This window comes from Microbacterium sp. NPDC090281 (assembly GCF_044769635.1).
Taxonomy (GTDB): domain Bacteria; phylum Actinomycetota; class Actinomycetes; order Actinomycetales; family Microbacteriaceae; genus Microbacterium.
On record NZ_JBIVYH010000002.1, the window covers coordinates 527,304 to 544,091 of the forward strand.

The window sequence follows — 16,788 nt, forward strand, 5'->3', positions numbered from 1 at the left end:
CGTAGGGTGGGCGCATGACCCTGGCAGCGGACTCGAAAGCGGCAGACGCCGCTCGCACGGCCCCCGCTCACGACACCGTCTACCGCCCGCCGCACGAGCTCGATCTCGGCCGCACCGTCGGCATGCTCCGTCGCGGGCGCACCGATCCGACGATGGTCATCGACGGCGCCGTCATCTGGCGCGCGATGCGCACGCCCCCCGGACCGACGACACTTGCGCTGCGCATGACCGGCGGCGAAGTGCGCGCGACCGCGTGGGGCCCCGGAGCGGACTTCGCACTCGATCTCGTGCCCGCACTCTGCGGTGCCCGCGACGATGCCGGAGACTTCGACGCGTCGCTGCATCCCCTCATCGCCGAATCCGCGCGACGTCACCCCGGCCTGCGGCTCACCCGCACCGACGAGGTTTTCGACGCGCTCGCCTGCGCGATCATCGAGCAGAAGGTCACCGGCATGCAGGCCTTCGGCGCCTGGCGATGGCTGGTGTCACGCTTCGGCGAACGCACACCCGGCCCGACGCCGCGACCGATGTTCGTGCCGCCCTCCCCCGAGCAGTGGTACCGCATTCCCTCGTGGGCCTGGCACCGCGCCGGAGTCGAACCGCCGCAATCCCGCACCATCGTGCGCGCAGCCGAGCGCGGCGACCGCATCGCGCGTGCCGTGCATGCGGCCGCCACCGGGGTCGACCGCGACCGCATCCTCACGAGCCTTCCCGGCGTGGGGGCGTGGACATCGGCTGAGACCCGCATCCGCGCCCTCGGTGATCCGGATGCGGTCAGCGTCGGCGACTTCCACCTCGCACACGAAGTGGGCTTCGCGCTGACGGGGACGCGCACCGACGATGCCGGGATGATCGAACTGCTCACGCCGTGGGCGGGCCAGCGGCAGCGCGTCATCCGCCTCATCTTCGCCAGCGGGGTGCAAGAACCGCGTCGCGGACCTCGTCTCGCCCCCGAGAACCATCGCGACCACTGACGCGGCCTATGCTGGGGGCCATGTCCCGCACCGCACTGCGTATCTTCGTCACCGTCGGCCTGCTGATCGTCGGAGTCGTTGTCGGACTGATCTTCCAGAACGTCTGGCTCGGTGTGCTCCTCGCCGCGATCGTGTGGCTGGGCTGGTTCCTCGGCTACGAATCGCGCCGCGGCAACAACGCCGGCGTGAACGACGAAGACCACGGCATCGAGCTCTGAGCGAAGACTCCCTCAGTAGTAGACGGCGAGCGGCCCCGACGGCCCATCGACCACGCGCACCGGGGTCTCGAACACCCGCGTGAGCACGTCGTCGGTCATGATCGTGGCGGGCGTTCCGAACTCCACCACCGCACCGTCCTTCATGGCGCAGATGTGGTCGGCGTAGTGACCTGCGAAATTGATGTCGTGCAGCACGATGACGATCGTCCGTCCGAGCTCTTCCGCTGCCCGTCGCAGGTGCTTCATCATCTGCACGGCGTGCCGCATGTCGAGGTTGTTCAGCGGCTCGTCGAGCAGCACGAACTCGGTGTCCTGAGCGAGCACCATGGCGACATACGCGCGCTGGCGCTGCCCGCCGGAGAGCTCGTCCAGATAACGGCTCTCCAAGGCGCCGAGCTCGAGGAAGTCGATCGCCCGACTGATGATCTCCTCGTCGGACCTGTTCAGCCTGCCCTTCGAATGCGGGAAGCGTCCGAAGCCGACGAGCTGGCGCACGGTGAGGCGGGTGACGAAGTGGTTCTCCTGGCGAAGGATGGACACGACCTTCGCCAGATCCTTCGACTTGGTCGAGGCCACGTCGAGTCCCGCGATCTCGATGGCACCGGCATCCATCCCGCTCAGGCGGCCGATCATCGTGAGCAGCGTGGACTTGCCCGCGCCGTTCGGACCGATCAGCGCGGTGATCCCGCCGGCGGGTATCTCGAGGTCGACCGGGCCGATCGCGACCTCGCTGCTGTAGTCCCGGCGGACGCCTTCGAGTGCGATCACAGCCTGCCCTTTCTGAGGATGACGATGAGGAACACGGTGCCGCCGACGAGCTCGATCAGGATCGACACCATCCCCTGCGCGTAGAACACGTTCTTCATCACGAAGTACGCGCCGGCGAGGATCGTGAAGGCGGTGAGCACCGCGACGGGGAAGATCAGCCGGTGGTCGTACGTGTCGGCGAACTGGTACGCGAGTGTCGCCACCAGAAAGCCGAGGAATGTCATCGGTCCCACCAGCGCCGTCGAAGTCGCCATCAGCACGGCGAGGAGGAACAGCACGATGAACAACTCCCTACGGTGGTCGACGCCGAGCGAGCGGGCGGCGTCGGGGCCGAGCGCCATCAGGTTGAGTCGCCGGGAGCGCAGCCACAGCAGCGCGGATGCCGCCACTACGAGCGGGATCGCCAGCGGCAGGTAGGAAGGGTCGGCGTTCGAGACGTTGCCGAACAGACGCGCGGCCAGCACGTCGAACTCGCTCGGGGTGAGCAGCCGCTGCATGAATGTGGCGATCGCCCCGAGACCGCCGCCGATCACGATGCCGACCAGGAGCATGATCTGCAGGTTGCCGTAGCGCCCCGAGAGCAGCCACCCGTACAGCGCCACCGCGAGGGCGACCATGATCGCCACCTGGATCGCGAACTGTCCGATGCCTTGGATCGCCACGATTCCGGCGACCCCGAACAGGTACACGGTCGAGGTCTGCACGACCCGGTACAGCGATTCGAAGCCCATGATCGAGGGCGTGATGATGCGGTTGTTGGTGACGGTCTGAAAGCTCACCGTGGCGACGGCCTGGGCGACCGCGACGAGCGCCATCACGGTGACGTCGGTCGCGCGGTGCTGAGCGATGCGCCAGAACCCCGTCGAGCCGACCGGCATCGGATTCGCCCACGCCAGCAGGCCGAAGCCGGAGACGACGGAGAGGACGACGAGGATGCCGAGCACGACGAAGTAGCGCCCACGCGCACGCGGGGTCGTGAACGCCCCCGCGGATCGTGTCGAAACCGGAACTGCCACGCCGCTCACCCCGCTAGCCACGTCGACGCTGCCTGAGTAGGAGGAGCACGAACACCACGGCGCCGACGACCCCGAGGATAAGCGACACCGGCACCTCGAACGGCATGATGATCGTGCGGCCGATGATGTCGCAGACGGTGACGATCGCGATGCCGAGCAGGCACACCCACGGCAGGTTGCTGCGCAGATCGTCGCCGCGCACCATCGAGACGATGTTCGGCACGATCAACCCGAGGAACGGGAGGTTTCCGACGACCACCGTCACGACTCCCGTGGTGACGGCGATGAGCACTGTGCCCAGCAGGATGATGCGGTTGTAGTTCACGCCGACGTTGGTGGCGATCTCCTCCCCCGGTCCTGCGATCGTCAGTCGGTCGGCGACGACGAAGACGATCACGCCGATGAGCGCCACGATCCAGAGCATCTCGTACTGCCCACGCATGACCGATGTGAAGCTGCCGGCGAACCAGACCCCCAGGATCTGCAGCGAGTTGGTGGCCAGGGCGAGGTATGTCGACAGCGCACCGACCACTGCCCCGAGCATGATCCCGACGATCGGCACGATGAGCGACGATTTGAGGGCGACGCGGCGGAGGAACGCGAAGAACACCATCGTGCCGATGAAGGCCGCGACCACGGCGCCCGCCATCCGCAGAGGGAGCGACGGCTGCGGCACGAGGATCATGACCAGGAGCAGCCCGAGCCCCGCCCATTCGGTGGTGCCGGTGGTGGTCGGCTCGACGAAGCGGTTCTGGGTGAGCAGCTGCATCACGAGACCGGCCATCGCCATCGAGGCGCCGGCGAGCACGAGCGCGATCGTGCGGGGTATGCGCGTGATCTGGAACATCTGCGCGCCGTCTTCCGCCCCGGTGACGTCGTACACACCCGTGAAGAGCGAGATCACGAGCAGCGCGGCGACGACGAGCACGCCGATGAGCAGTTTCATGTCGAAGAGCCGCCCGGCGTAGCGGGGCGGCTGGGTGATGTCGGTGGAGACCATGATGGCGATGCGGCGGCACCCGGATCATCCGGATGCCGCCGCACGATGTCAGTTCTTCGCGCTCGTCTCGAGGGCGTCGGCGAAGTCGTTGAGGAACGTCGTGTACGTCTGAATGCCCTCGTTCAGGTAGGTGTCGGTGGGCATGTAGACGATCTGCTTCTCCTTCACGGCGGTGACACCGGCCAGCGCCTCGGAGTTCTCGAGGATCTCGGCTGCCTGCACGTAGTCGGGGGTATCGGCGGCGAACACGGCGTCGCGGTCGAGCACCAGGACCCAGTCGGGGTTCGAGGCCGCGATCGCCTCGACTGAGATGTCGTCACCCTGGTGGTCGTCGGTCGCTTCGTCTACCTCGAGCGCCGGGGTGAGGCCGAGAATGTCGTAGATCGGGCCGAGCGAGCGTCCGACGGTCGGCGCGAGGTAGCCGATGGCTCCGCCCGAGGTGTTCACGGCCATGACGGTGTCGGCGTCGTCATACGCTGCCTTGGCGCGCTCGACGGCGGCATCGAAGTCGTCGACGAGCTTCTTCGCCTCGTCCTGCTTGCCGAAGATCTCGCCGAGCACGGTGACCTGACGCTTGAGCTCGTCATCGAAGGGCTCGCCATCGCGCGGCTCGAGGTCGATGATCGTGGCGTCCGGCACGAGGTCGGCGATCGCGGTGTTGTGCTGTGTGAACCGCTGGCCGCTGATGATGAGGTCCGGCTCCACGGCGACCACTGCTTCGAGGTCGGGCTCGCTGTGGAGCCCGATGTCGACGATCGCGTCATCCTTCACGTACGACACGGTCTCCGGCATGAGCGCCACGGCGCCGGCCGAGAGCTCGACGCCCCAGTCGGAGAGCGTCTGGAACGTGCGGTTGTCGAGGGCGACGACAGATGTCGGAGGGGTCGCGATCTCGTGCGTGCCGGTGTTGTCCTCGATCGTGACGGATGCTGCTGCGGGTTCGGTCTTCTCCGGTTCAGCCGTGCTGCCGGACGCGCAGCCGGCGAGGGCGAGGAGGCCGACGAGAGCGACGCTCGTGGCGGTGAGGGTTCTGGGCACGGACATGGAGAGACTCCTGTTCTGCGGGGCTGTGTGCACACTCTGCGGGTGCGGGAACGGCGAAGTTAGGGTGACCTTCCCTCCTGCATTTAGGTTAGCCTTACTTCATGAGCGATACGAAATCCGGTTTCTCGATCGAGCGTCGCGGCCTCGAGCTGCGCTTCCGCAATGTCACACTGAGCGCCCGCGAATGGCTGGCCCCAGACTTCGTACGCGTGCGCCTGACAGGCTCCGACCTCGCCGGCTTCGATTCCCTCGGCTCTGACGACCACATGCGTCTGTTCTTCCCCGCAGGCCCCACGAACTCGGTCGAGGAGCTGCGCGCCTCGCCGAGCCGTGAGTACACCCCGCTCGCCTGGGGCGAGGACTGGCTCGATGTCGAGTTCGCGGTGCACGGAGACCAGGGCGTCGCGGCCCCTTGGGCGGCGACCGCTCCCCTCGGATCCACGATCGGCGTCGGCGGCCCTCGCGGATCAGCGGTGCTGGTGGGCGAGCCCGGGTCTTGGCTGCTGGTCGGCGACGAGACGGCCATCCCCGCGATCCGCCGCTTCGCGGCACTCATCCCCGACGGCATCCCCGCCCGCATCGTGATCGAGACCGTGAACCAGGGGCGCGAGTTCGAGATCGAGACTCCGGTGGACGTCGAGTGGCTGCATCGCGGCGAGGCTCCCTCCGGCTCCGCCCTCATCGCATTCCTTGAAGGGCTGAGCGCCGAGGACACCGTGGGGGCCGACCCGTTCGTCTTCATCGCCGCCGAGCAGTCGATCGTCAAGCCGGGCCGAGCACTGCTCGAGCGATGGGGCGTCGACACTGCGAACGCGGTCGTGAAGGGCTACTGGAAGCGCGGCGAAGCCGAGTACCACGCCCCGCACTAGTGCGACGTCAGCCGTTGCTGGAAGACTCGGCACATGGCACTTCTCGACCACCTGGGCATCACCGTCGACGACCTCGAGCGCGGACGGGCGCAGTTTCACCCCGTCCTCACCGCTCTCGGGTATCGGAGCGGTGGCGCGAACGACCATTCGATCTCGTGGAACAACGGCGACGAGACCGAGATCATCCTCTACACCTGGGATGAGGACTCCACCCCGCACCGTCACGGTCGCATCGGCTGGCAGCACATCGCCTTCGCGGTGCCCACACGCGAGCAGGTCGAGCACCTGCACGCGGTCGCGGTCGAGGCCGGGTGGACTGCCGTCCGCGAGCCCAAGGAGTACCCGCGCTACTCGGAGCGCTACTACGCCTCGTTCGTCGAGGACACCGACGGCATCCGGGTCGAGTTCATGTACAACCCGCCCCGCGAGACGGCTTGACTCCCGGGCGTGTCGCCCCCTAGGGTTGCAAAGCTGTGCCGATCGGCGCAGCACACCAGCCGAGGAGTCGACGGATGACCGCGCAGCGGAACCTTCCCATCGCAGCGGTGTTGCAGCTTCAGCAGAAGCGCAATGACCGCTACGAGTCGTACCCGCCGGCACGCGCCGTGTGACAGCATCCGCTCTCGCAACGCCCCGTACCGACAGGTCCGGGGCGTTTTCCGTTGGAGACTCCCCTGACCTGTGGCTGGACACCACCACAAGGAAAGGAATCATGGAGAGGCTCTCCACACGGCTGCTGTCGTGGGCATCGCTGATCGACGAGAAGACACTCGCTCAGGCGTACACCACGGCCCGCATGCCGTTCATCCACCCGCACCTGGCGCTGATGCCGGATGCACATCTCGGCAAGGGGGCGACGGTCGGCTCGGTCATCCCGACGCTCGGCGCGATCATCCCCGCGGCCGTCGGCGTTGACATCGGCTGCGGCATGATCGCCGTCCGCACCCGGTTCACGAGGAGCGACCTCGAAGGTCGCGACCTCGCTGAGCTCCGGGAGCAGATCGAGCGCGCCATCCCGCTGTCGGCCGGTCGGTACAACAACAAGGTCGTCGCGACCGCCGAGCCGCGCATCGCTGAGCTCGAAGCACTCGCCGAGAAGAACGGCTTCGACCCAGCGCAGTACGCCGGGAACTGGCGCCTTCAGCTGGGCACGCTCGGCTCGGGCAACCACTTCATCGAGGTGTCGGTCGACGAGCTCGACCGGGTCTGGCTGTTCCTGCACTCGGGCTCGCGAGGAGTCGGCAACAAGATCGCCATGAAGCACATCTCGGTCGCGCAGCGGCTATGCAAGCAGTGGTGGATCGACCTCCCCGACCCCGACCTGGCGTACCTGGTCGAGGGCACACCGGAATTCACCCGGTACATCCGGGAGCTGCGGTGGGCCCAGCACTTCGCCCTGCTGAACCGGGAGGAGATGATGGATCGGGTGATCCGTCAGGTGTCCGAGTTCCTCGGCAGCACTGTCGACGAGCAGGAGCGCATCAACTGCCACCACAACTTCACCGAATCGGAGAAGCACTACGGCAAGCAGGTGTGGGTGTCGCGGAAGGGCGCCATCCAGGCGGATGCCGGTCGGCCGGGGCTCATCCCCGGATCGATGGGAACCGCCTCGTACGTGGTGGAGGGACTCGGCGACCCGCAGTCGCTGAACTCTTCACCGCACGGCGCCGGACGGGAGTACTCCCGGTCGGCGGCGCGGAAGACGTTCACGCACGATGAGCTGCGGGAGGCGATGACGGGCATCGAGTTCCGTGACACCGCTGCCTTCATCGACGAGATCCCGCAGGCGTACAAGCCGATCGACCAGGTGATGGCGGATGCCGCGAGCCTCGTGTCGATCCGGCACACGCTGCGGCAGCTCGTGAACGTGAAGGGCGATTGAACAGGACCGGGCGGCGGAGTCCCCGCCGCCCGGTGCTGTTCTCGATGTGCGGCTCGAGTTCCTGCACAACCCGCAGGGATGGGGGTGACTTCTCCTCCCCCGGGATGCGCGAAAACGTGTTGTCCCCATCTCCTGCGCAACCGATATCTTCGTCTCGCGCGCTCTGGCAGGCTCGCCTGATCGATGCGACGATGAGGGAGTGGGATTCATGAATGACGCGCAGATCTGGACCATGATCGGGTCTTTCACGGTACTGATGTTCAGCACGCTCACGGTCGTCTCGACCCTGTTCGTGCGGATCGTCCGCAGCGAGATCGGCGGACTTCGCACCGAGATGAACGGACAGATCGGCGGCCTGCGCACTGAGATGAACGCGCGCTTCGACGCCGTGAACACCCGCATCGACGGTCTCGACCGCGACGTGCAGGCCATTGTGAAGCGCACGTTCGGGCTCGATCGGGAATGATGGCGGCGCCTGGCCGCAGAACCTCGATCGACCGGGCCGACTCGCATGACGCCTTCCCCGAAGTCGCCTGCGGCACAGCCGTCCTGCTCCTCGCCGGCTCCAGCGGGCGCGTGGAGACCGAACGGGCGGAGCTGCTGGCGCGGCGCGGCGCCCGCGTCCGTGCCATCCGCTGGTTCGGCGGCGTCGGCCAGCGCCCTGCCCCGCACGAGGTGCCGATCGAGACGTTCATCGACCAGCTGGATCTGCTGCGCGCCGACGCCGACCGCGTCGCGGTCTTCGGGACATCCTTCGGAGCTGAGGCGGCCCTGGTGACGGCATCCCTTCACCCGGTCGATGCGACTGTGGCGGTAGCTCCGTCATCCGTGGTCTGGGCGGGGATCGCAGACGGAAACTGGTCGTCGCACTGGACCCACCAGGGTGTTCCACTCCCCGCCGTGCCGTTCGATCCCACCTGGTCGCCGTTGACCGAGCCGCCCGAGTACCGATCACTGTACGCATCGAGCCTCGATCGCGACCCGGACGGCGCCGCCGCGGCAGCGATCCGCGCCGAGAGGATCTCCGGTGACGTCGTCCTGGTCGCCGGAGGCGATGACCGCGTATGGCCGAGTGACAGATTCGCCTCGGAGATCGCACGGCGCCGTACGATTCACGGGCGACGGACGATCGTCGTCACCCACCCGACCGCCGGACACCGGATGACTCTGCCCGGCGAATCTGCCACCAGCGGCGGTGTCGCCATGGCGCGAGGAGGCACCCCATCGGCCGATGCTGCACTCGGCGCGCTCGCCTGGCCCGAGATCCTGAGGGTGCTCGAGCTGCGCGAGTGACTCTCAGAGCGCCGGCGCGGCCTCGGTTTCGACCGACCGGTCGGTGAACGCAGTCTTCGGGACGAACACGAGGATCACCGCGGCGACGAGCGCTGTCACGCCGCAGACGATCCACACGGTGAAGTAGCCGGCGAGCGAACCGGCGGTCCCCTCGGTCGCACCCGCTGTACTCGCCACCCCGTGCAGGAGAGCGATGCCGAACACGCACGACGCGATCGCACCACCCACGGTCTTCACCGAGTTGGTCAGCCCCGTCGCGACGCCGGTCTGTGTCGCCGGAGCCGCGGATGCCGCTGCGGCGGGAAGCGCCGCGACCAGCGCGCCGGACCCGAGACCCACGACCACCATGTTCGTGATGACCTGCGCGTAGGTGTCGTGGAACGGGAGGAACAGGAGGAAGCCGACACCGACCAGCACCGACGCCCCCATCAGCGTCAGACGTGGGGTGGCCCACCGCGCGATCGTCGGGAACAGCAGCGCACCCGCGATCATGGCGATCAGATAGACGCCGATGATCAGCGAGGTCGCGAAGCCGCTCGTACCGAGACCGTAGCCGTAGACCGTCGGATCGGTACGCGCGAACGTCGACAGAGGGGCCTGCGCGCCGAGCACGCTGACTCCGAAGAGTCCGGCCGTGAGGAACACCGGGCCGAGCGCGGGTGAGCGGAACATGCGCACGTCGATCAGCGGGTCATCGCAGCGGAGCTCCCAGAGCACGAACGGGATCACCAGCAGGACGCCGAGGACCACCACCGCCCAGGACCACGGGTTCATCAGACCGCCCTCGAGGCGGAGCAGGCTGAGACCACCGGTGAAGCAGACGAGGGCGAGGGAGATGAGCACGAGGCCGACCGTGTCGAAGATGCCACCCGTCGGCTCAGGCGACTCCTTGACGCCGAACAGGATCACGAAAAAGCACACCACGATCAGGACGGCCGGGATCAGCAGCACGACCGTGAGCGGGAGGACATCGATGAGGGCACCACCGACGAGCGCGCCGATGATCGCTCCGCCTTCGAGGGCGGCGACGAGGAGACCTGCCGCCTTGGCGGTGATCGTGGAACGGCCCTCCATCCGACGCGAGCGCGACCAGATCAACGCGATCTCCAGCGGAAGCCAGACCACGTAGAAGCCCATCAGCGCCCACGCTGCGAGGAAGACGGGGAACGAATCCGTGAAAGGCAGCACCAGGGCGGCCGCTGCGGTGACCGCGGTCGAGATCAGCAGCATCCGCTTGTGCCCGACCATGTCGCCGAGCTTCGCGAACGCCGGGACGACGAGCGCCGACAGCATCAGCTGCGTGCCCTCGAGCCAGTTCACGTCGGCGTCGTGGATCCCGAGGTGACGGGCGATGTCGGTGAGCATCGGGGTGTAGTACCCCTGCAGCACGCCGCTCGTGAATTCCACGAAGGCGAGGAAGCCGACGACGGCGGCGAGGGTGCCCAGCGTGCGGGTGCGCGTCATCGCGTCTCCTGCTTCTCGTTCGGGTCCTCCAGCGCACGGCCGGAGGCGGGTGAGATCACCCTAGCCGTTCGAGAAGCGCCCGATGGAATCGCTCCCCGCGCTCCAGGGCGGCGATCTCGACGCTCTCATCCACACCGTGGATCGAGGCGCGCTGCGCGTTCGACATGTCCAACGGCGCGAAGCGGTACACGGCCGGAGAGAAGCGGTGGAAGTGCCGAGAATCGGTGGCCGCCATCATCACGTAGGGCACGGCAGGGACGCCGGGATACGAGACGTCGAGTGCCGCCGCGAGCAGGGCGAACTGCGCGTTGTCGGTCGGCGATTCCGGCGACGGCTCGCTCGCCTCGACGACCTCCACGGTGACGAGCGGATCGCGGATGCGGCGGCGCACCCGGAACACCGTCTGCTGCGTCGTCTCCCCGAGCGCGATGCGCAGGTTGACGGTGGCGGATGCCTGCGACGGCAGCACGTTCGCCGCGGTGCCACCGGACTGCATGGTCGGGGCGACGGTGGTGCGCACGAGGGCCGCCGGCTCGCCGCCGAGTGCGGCGAAGACCTGTGCCGTCAGCAGAGGCGTCGACCCGAGAAGACGCAGCAGATGACGAGCGGGTCCGGGCGTCTGCGCGGCCAGCTGGGACAGCATCCGGAGGATCGCCTTCGAGGCGCGGGGGCGGAACATGGTCGGCCCCAGCCGATCCACGGCCCTGGCGATGCGCCGGACAGCGGTCAGCGACGGCGGCGCGGACGCGTGCCCGCCCTCACCACGCGCGGACAGCCGGAGCGTCATCACACCCTTCTCGCCGACACCGATCATCGCCGCACGACCAGGAACGAAGGGCAGGGGTGCGTCGACGACGGCCCCGCCCTCATCGATCACGAGCCAGGGGACGATGCCGCGTTCGCGCAGCACCCGAGCGATCTCCTCGGCTGCGCGGCCGTAGGTCTCCTCGTTGCCGCCGAAGGAGAGGTACACGTCACGGGGAGGGATGAAGCCGTCCACGAGCAGATTCTCGACCGCTTCGAGGACCACGATCAGTGGGCCCTTGTCGTCGAGGGCCCCGCGCCCGTACACCGAGCCGTCGGCGATCACCCCGGCGAAGGGCGGATGGGTCCAGGCGTCGCTCTCGTCGACGGGGACGACGTCGTAGTGCGCCATCAGCACGACGGGTTCATCGGATGCCGGGCCACTCCCCTGCCAATGGAACAGCAGCCCGAAGTCGGTGTGCCGTTCGAGGCGCAGCTTCTCGTGCGTCAACGGGTAGAGCTCGGCGATCAACGCGACGAACTCCTCGAACGGAGCCGAGCCGCGTTCGTCGAGCTCGGCCGAGACCGTCGGGATCCGGATCATCTGCGAAAGCCGCTCGGCGATGCCCGGGCGCACGGTCGATGTGGTCACAGTCGCCATCGTACCCAGCAGGGATCACGTCCACTGCGTGAGCCTGTCCGGATCGTGCAACGGGTGAGCGCATCGCCCTCTTTCGGCCGATACTTCACGATTCGGTCACCTGCATCGCCGAACTAGGAGAAGGATGTACGAGGACGAAGGAGAACACACATGAGGATCGCCGTCGCAGGAGGAACCGGGACCGTCGGTCGGCACACCGTCGAGGCGGTGCGCGCAGTCGGGCACGACGCGGTCGTCCTCAGCCGATCGCAGGGAGTCGACCTGGTGACCGGAAAGGGTCTGGACTATGCCCTGGCCGGCGCCGACGCCGTGATCGACGTCGCGAGCATCGAGACCCTCAAGGCGAGCGCGGCCATCGAGTTCTTCACCGCCGCGACCGGGAACCTCATCTCAGCGGCCGCGAATGCGGGGGTCGGACATGTCGTGCTGCTGTCGATCGTCGGGATCGACCGTATTCCCTACGACTACTACGCCGGCAAGATCGCCCAGGAGAAGATCGTCGAAGCATCGCGCGTGCCGTGGACGATCCTGCGGGCCACGCAGTTCCATGAGTTCGCGGGGCAGATGTTCGAACGCGCGAAACTGGGACCCGTGCACGTCGCCCCGAACGCGCGTACACAGCCCGTGGCCGCGAGCGAAGTGGGCGAGCGTCTCGCAGCACTCGCCGCCGCCGATCCGCAGGGACGCGTGCGTGACCTCGCCGGCCCCAGGGAAGAGCAGTTGTCTGACATGGTGCGCGCGTTCGCGCGGCGGACGGGATTCCGCGGATGGATACCGAGAATCAACGTGCCGGGGCCGCAGATGGCCGGCATGAGAGCGGGGCACGCTCTCCCCGGTCCCGACGCAGATCTCGGGCGTCAGAGCTTCACCGAATGGCTCGCCGCGCGCTAGCGTTGCCCGCGCTCCAGTCCCCCTCCACATATTGCTCCGAGACAGGTTTCTCCCCGCTCGCCGCATACTGGTTCGCGGTCTTGGCAGGATGAGATCATCCGACGAGAATGAGAGCGTGATCACCATGACCGAGCCGCAGATCTGGGCCATGATCGGCGCAGTCATCGCGCTGATGTTCGGGATGGTCACGGTCGTCTCGACCCTGTTCATCCGGGTGTTGCGGGCCGAGATCGGCGGCGTGAGGTCAGAGATCGACGGGATGAGCACGGGGATCGGCGCTCAGATCGGCGGGCTGCGCGCCGAGATGGTCGCGCGATTCGAGGCCGTCGACGCGCGCTTCGAAGCGGTCGATGCACGATTCGTCGCGGTGAACACTCGCATCGACGCCGTGGAGACCCGCATCGAAGGTCTCGACCGCGACGTGCGCGCCCTTGTGAAGCACACCTTCGGCCTAGACCGTGGATGACCTCCTGAGGCGGATCCGACCGGGCGTACGGCGTCCCGTCGTCTGAGCCCACCTCCGCCGTCTCACGGGAACACCACGAACCGGTTGCAGGTTGCAACTGTGGTGGCGCGACGGGCGCCCGAGGAGGCGCGCATGGAGTTGACCCTGGTGTCATCGTCGTTCTGCGGCGCCTGCGCACGCACACGGGCAGTGCTCGCCGAGGCCGTGCGATTCCTCCCCGATGCGACGGTCACCGAGATCGACGTCGCACAGGATCCGGATGCCGCCGAGAAGCTCGACATCGGGTTCACGCCGACCGTGATCATCCGCGATTCCGCCGGAGCCGAGGTTTTTCGCGCCACCGGGGTGCCGACTGTCCCCCAGGTGCTCACCGCCGCGGTCAAAGCTCTCCCGGTCTGACCCTTCCGCCTGGCTTCGCCGCCGCTCTCGATCCCTCTTGCGGGTCCCACGCCGCGGGCGCAGACTGAGGCTCAGCGGTGCCGGTCATGACACCTTTCACACACTCCTGGAGTCTTCATGCCTGCTCTCAACCCGTATCTGTCCTTCCGCACCGAAGCCCGCGAGGCGATGGAGTTCTATCAGAGCGTCCTCGGTGGCGAACTCGTGATCAACACCTTCGGGGAGTTCCCCGACATGGTGCAGGATCCGAGCCAGAAGGACCTCGTGATGCACGCCCAGTTGGACGCACCGGACGGCCTGGTGCTGATGGCATCCGACTCTCCCGATGGGATGCCGTACGAGAAGCCGCAAGGGTTCTCGGTGTCGTTGAGCGGCAACACTCAAGACGCGACGCGCGCGGTGTGGGACAAGCTGGCCGACGGCGCGACGGTCACGATGCCATTGGATGTGCCCCCGTGGGGTGGGCTCTTCGGGATGCTCGTCGATCGCTTCGGCATCCCGTGGATGCTGCACGGCGATCCGGAGGAATGAGGCAGGCTCCGCTCAGCGCGGCTGCACGGCACGACACGCGAGGTGCAGCGCCAGGCGGGCTTCGGGGTCGGTCATGTCGATGCCGAGGAGTTCCTGCACCCGCCTGATCCGCACGGTCACGGTGTTGCGGTGCAGACCGAGCGCCGTCGCAGTCGCGGCGATGCCCGACTCGTGGTCGAGGTAGGCGGAGAGGGTGGCGAGCAGTTCGCCGCCCCCTTCCCGCAACGGAGCGAGGAGCGATTCCGCTGCCGGCACGAACGTGTCGTTCCCCGTCCACGCGAGCAGCAGCTGTTCCAGACCGAGGCTGTCGACCCGGACGAACCACCCCGTCGCCGAGCGCGAGGCCGCTATGCGCGCCGCATCCCCTGCCTCGTCGAGCGTGCTGGCGAGTCCTTCCGATCCACCTTGCAGCGAGCCGACTCCGGTCGCGACCGCGAAGTCGCGCAATGCACCCAGGTGAAGCTCCCGCAGGGAGGCGACGGCCCTCTCCACCCGGTCCGGATCCGGTGACTCGGGGAACGTCAGCCATCCGGTCAGTCCACGGCCGGCAGTCGTCGCATGCGCATCACCGTCGATCGCGCTGAGCCCCGCACTGACCGATCGCAGCAGCGAGAAGGAGTCGAGTCGTCCTCTCGCCACCATCCGGAATCCGAGGTGATGACCTCCCGTGCGCCAACCACGCTCGGCCATCCGTCTCTCGACGTCGGCATCCGCCGCCCCGTGCAGGTCGACGAAGTCGCGCAGGAGTCCGGATGACACGGCGACGTCGTTCACGGCCGCCACCTCGTCGATCAGGATGCGCGCGGCGACCGCGGGCATGGCGACCTCGGCGGCCACGGAGAGCGACTGGAGCTGGGCCTCGCCGAGCCCACGCCCGAACAGCACCAGTCTCAGGCCGCTGCGCCCCGGGCTGTCGACCCGCACGGACGCGGCCGCCTCCTCACCGGCGCCGGCCCGATCGAGCCACGAGTCGAAGCCGATCGCGGCGTGCAGTCGTGCATCGAGATGAGCCCCTGCCTCCTGCAGCACCCCGGAGGAGTCGATGAGTGCCGCGCCGACGCCGAGGTTCGCGGCGATGTGCCCCAGAAGGTCGGCGAGGTCATCAGCGGCGTACTCGAACGACTGGGCGACCTTGCGAACCTGGCTGAGCGTCAGCGCGTCTCGGGCCTCGATCAGCATCCAGCACGCCTTCGCGAGTTGGATGGGTCGTTCGACGTCGAGCAGGCACAGACCGATCCGATCCGCGAGCCGGAACGCCCCCGCATCGAACCCGGCCGCGCCCGAGAGAGCGAGGCCGGTGTAGCCGCGGTCACGCAGCCGACGCAGCAACGCGTCCTGCTGCCAGGTCGAAGTCGGTGCCGCCGCTGTCACTATGGCGAGTCGATCGGCGTCGCCCTCGACGAGCTCCGCCTCTCCGGCACCGACGGCCACAGCCTCCCACGCGACGCTCTCGGGGCCGCCGACCCGCCGCAGCCCCCCGTTCTCGGGGTGGGCGAGCAGCGCGCTCAACTGCAGCCGCTCGTTCACGCCGCGTCCAGGTCATCGAGACCGTAAGCGGATGGCAGCACCTTCGCACGCCGATCGGGTCGGGCGTTCCACCATGCCGGGGCGGGGATGGCGAAGACCGCGACGTTGCGTGCCAGACGGAGCTCGGTGACCTCCAGGATCTCGCGGGACACGGCGTCGATGATCACGATGATGGTCGGAGCGGAGGCGACGAGCAGACCGTCGGTGAGCACGGCGAGCGTCTCCGAGCGGGTGACGATGCGGTGCACGGCACCGGCGAGCCCACTGATCTCGACGGCGTTCACGTGGGGGTCCTTCGCGAACGGGGCGACCGACACGATGCGCCCCTCTGCGAGGAGCTCCGCCCCCAGCACCTCGGCCAGCAGCGGCAGCGGGAGCGGCGCGGCGACTGACGCGAGATATGCCCTGCCTAGCTCGAGCGCATGTTCGAGATGACCGCCGATCGCGTGCTCGCGCAGGTCGCCGACCGTGAAGCCGCCGAGCACCGCACAGCCGACCCCGCCGGCCTGGACGATCGCCGAGCGCACGACTCGCTCGGCGTCGATCGCCCGGTGCGCCTCGACGAGTGCGACTCCGTCTGCACCGGTGTCGCACGCGAACACGAGACCAGGGACGCGGTCGACGAAGAGTGACATCTGGTCGAGCCCTGGCAACGCACGGCCGGTGCAGTCCGCATCGACCACGATGTGAGACTCGGACAGGGTGAGCGGCGCGAGGCCGTTCATTCCGCCGCCTTCGAGGGAGCAGACGGCGGGTACCGGGTGACCGATCCACCGTTCGACGGCGCTGAGGAGCCGAGCGAAGGGTTCTGCTCCCGGAAGCCGTTCCCCCAGCAGCATGGTCGAACCGACGAACGCGACGCCGAGGCAGGGCGTGGCAGGGTCGAGCGAGTCGATCGAGGAGACCTCCATCGGCCAATCCCCGGCTCCGGCGAGCATCAGCTCGAGCATGGTCGTCGAGCCCCCGCCGCCGGAGCCGAGCAGCGCGTAGCCGCGGGCGAGCGCCGTGAGGTCGTCGCGCTGCAGCATCATGCGCTCCAGC

The 16,788-nt window shown here is 68.0% G+C and carries 19 protein-coding genes; 11 read left to right on the forward strand and 8 right to left on the reverse strand.

Features of this window, described 5'->3' with window-relative positions:
- Positions 1–14 precede the first annotated feature (14 nt).
- Positions 15–974 (forward strand): DNA-3-methyladenine glycosylase family protein, encoded by a 960-nt coding sequence (locus ACIQTX_RS16740; RefSeq protein WP_402974188.1) that lies wholly within the window; start codon positions 15–17, stop codon positions 972–974.
- A gap of 20 nt (positions 975–994) precedes the next feature.
- Positions 995–1,192: a hypothetical protein gene (locus tag ACIQTX_RS16745; RefSeq protein ID WP_028502140.1), complete on the forward strand. Its 198-nt coding sequence runs from the start codon at positions 995–997 to the stop codon at positions 1,190–1,192.
- 12 nt (positions 1,193–1,204) lie between these two features.
- Here the strand turns inward: ACIQTX_RS16745 and ACIQTX_RS16750 are convergent, their stop codons facing one another.
- From ACIQTX_RS16750 to ACIQTX_RS16765, 4 genes are read right to left on the reverse strand one after another with little or no spacing between them, the layout of a single operon-like run.
- Positions 1,205–1,960, reverse strand: a complete 756-nt coding sequence (locus ACIQTX_RS16750) for an ABC transporter ATP-binding protein (protein ID WP_402974191.1) — start codon at positions 1,958–1,960, stop codon at positions 1,205–1,207.
- Positions 1,957–2,985, reverse strand: a complete 1,029-nt coding sequence (locus ACIQTX_RS16755) for an iron chelate uptake ABC transporter family permease subunit (RefSeq protein ID WP_402974194.1) — start codon at positions 2,983–2,985, stop codon at positions 1,957–1,959. The genes ACIQTX_RS16750 and ACIQTX_RS16755 overlap by 4 nt, the downstream gene beginning before the upstream one ends.
- 4 nt (positions 2,986–2,989) lie before the next feature.
- The gene (locus ACIQTX_RS16760; protein WP_402974197.1) at positions 2,990–3,976 is read right to left on the reverse strand and encodes an ABC transporter permease; all 987 of its coding nucleotides are present in this window, start codon (positions 3,974–3,976) and stop codon (positions 2,990–2,992) included.
- Between the two features lie 48 nt (positions 3,977–4,024).
- Positions 4,025–5,020 carry a siderophore ABC transporter substrate-binding protein gene (locus ACIQTX_RS16765; protein ID WP_402974200.1) on the reverse strand — a complete coding sequence of 332 codons (996 nt, stop codon included), beginning with the start codon at positions 5,018–5,020 and terminating at the stop codon, positions 4,025–4,027.
- A gap of 101 nt (positions 5,021–5,121) precedes the next feature.
- Here ACIQTX_RS16765 and ACIQTX_RS16770 point away from each other — a divergent pair, with 101 nt between their 5' ends.
- The 5 genes from ACIQTX_RS16770 (at position 5,122) to ACIQTX_RS16790 (ending at position 9,064) form a co-directional block, all read left to right on the forward strand.
- Positions 5,122–5,889, forward strand: coding sequence for a siderophore-interacting protein (locus tag ACIQTX_RS16770; RefSeq protein ID WP_105527780.1), 768 nt, complete (start codon positions 5,122–5,124; stop codon positions 5,887–5,889).
- A 33-nt stretch (positions 5,890–5,922) separates the two neighbouring features.
- On the forward strand, positions 5,923–6,327 hold the full coding sequence (locus ACIQTX_RS16775; RefSeq protein WP_402974203.1) for a VOC family protein: 405 nt from the start codon (positions 5,923–5,925) through the stop codon (positions 6,325–6,327).
- A gap of 274 nt (positions 6,328–6,601) precedes the next feature.
- A complete protein-coding gene (locus tag ACIQTX_RS16780) occupies positions 6,602–7,771 on the forward strand; it encodes an RtcB family protein (protein WP_402974206.1) in 1,170 nt (389 codons plus the stop codon).
- A 208-nt stretch (positions 7,772–7,979) separates the two neighbouring features.
- Positions 7,980–8,237 (forward strand): hypothetical protein, encoded by a 258-nt coding sequence (locus ACIQTX_RS16785; RefSeq protein WP_258131470.1) that lies wholly within the window; start codon positions 7,980–7,982, stop codon positions 8,235–8,237.
- Entirely contained in the window at positions 8,234–9,064 is an 831-nt protein-coding gene (locus tag ACIQTX_RS16790; protein WP_402974209.1) for an acyl-CoA thioester hydrolase/BAAT C-terminal domain-containing protein, read from the forward strand. Before ACIQTX_RS16785 ends, ACIQTX_RS16790 begins: the two co-directional genes overlap by 4 nt.
- Positions 9,065–9,067: 3 nt before the next feature.
- On the opposite strand, the gene ACIQTX_RS16795 is transcribed toward ACIQTX_RS16790, so the two are convergent.
- Entirely contained in the window at positions 9,068–10,528 is a 1,461-nt protein-coding gene (locus ACIQTX_RS16795) for an MFS transporter (protein WP_402974212.1), read from the reverse strand.
- A 55-nt stretch (positions 10,529–10,583) separates the two neighbouring features.
- A complete protein-coding gene (locus tag ACIQTX_RS16800) occupies positions 10,584–11,933 on the reverse strand; it encodes a M20/M25/M40 family metallo-hydrolase (protein WP_402974215.1) in 1,350 nt (449 codons plus the stop codon).
- Positions 11,934–12,083: 150 nt separating this feature from the next.
- Between ACIQTX_RS16800 and ACIQTX_RS16805 the strand changes: the two genes are divergently transcribed.
- The 4 genes from ACIQTX_RS16805 to ACIQTX_RS16820 all read left to right on the forward strand — a co-directional run bounded on the left by ACIQTX_RS16805 (position 12,084) and on the right by ACIQTX_RS16820 (position 14,220).
- A complete protein-coding gene (locus ACIQTX_RS16805) occupies positions 12,084–12,824 on the forward strand; it encodes an SDR family oxidoreductase (protein WP_402974218.1) in 741 nt (246 codons plus the stop codon).
- A gap of 124 nt (positions 12,825–12,948) precedes the next feature.
- A complete protein-coding gene (locus tag ACIQTX_RS16810) occupies positions 12,949–13,290 on the forward strand; it encodes a hypothetical protein (RefSeq protein ID WP_402975571.1) in 342 nt (113 codons plus the stop codon).
- A gap of 132 nt (positions 13,291–13,422) precedes the next feature.
- The gene (locus tag ACIQTX_RS16815) at positions 13,423–13,689 is read left to right on the forward strand and encodes a glutaredoxin domain-containing protein (protein WP_028502126.1); all 267 of its coding nucleotides are present in this window, start codon (positions 13,423–13,425) and stop codon (positions 13,687–13,689) included.
- 117 nt (positions 13,690–13,806) lie between these two features.
- Positions 13,807–14,220 (forward strand): VOC family protein, encoded by a 414-nt coding sequence (locus tag ACIQTX_RS16820; RefSeq protein WP_402974221.1) that lies wholly within the window; start codon positions 13,807–13,809, stop codon positions 14,218–14,220.
- 12 nt (positions 14,221–14,232) lie between these two features.
- On the opposite strand, the gene ACIQTX_RS16825 is transcribed toward ACIQTX_RS16820, so the two are convergent.
- Together ACIQTX_RS16825 and ACIQTX_RS16830 are read right to left on the reverse strand one after the other, a co-directional pair.
- Positions 14,233–15,747 (reverse strand): PucR family transcriptional regulator, encoded by a 1,515-nt coding sequence (locus ACIQTX_RS16825; RefSeq protein WP_402974224.1) that lies wholly within the window; start codon positions 15,745–15,747, stop codon positions 14,233–14,235.
- A complete protein-coding gene (locus ACIQTX_RS16830; RefSeq protein WP_105527792.1) occupies positions 15,744–16,778 on the reverse strand; it encodes a DUF917 family protein in 1,035 nt (344 codons plus the stop codon). The genes ACIQTX_RS16825 and ACIQTX_RS16830 overlap by 4 nt, the downstream gene beginning before the upstream one ends.
- Between the last annotated feature and the right edge of the window lie 10 nt (positions 16,779–16,788).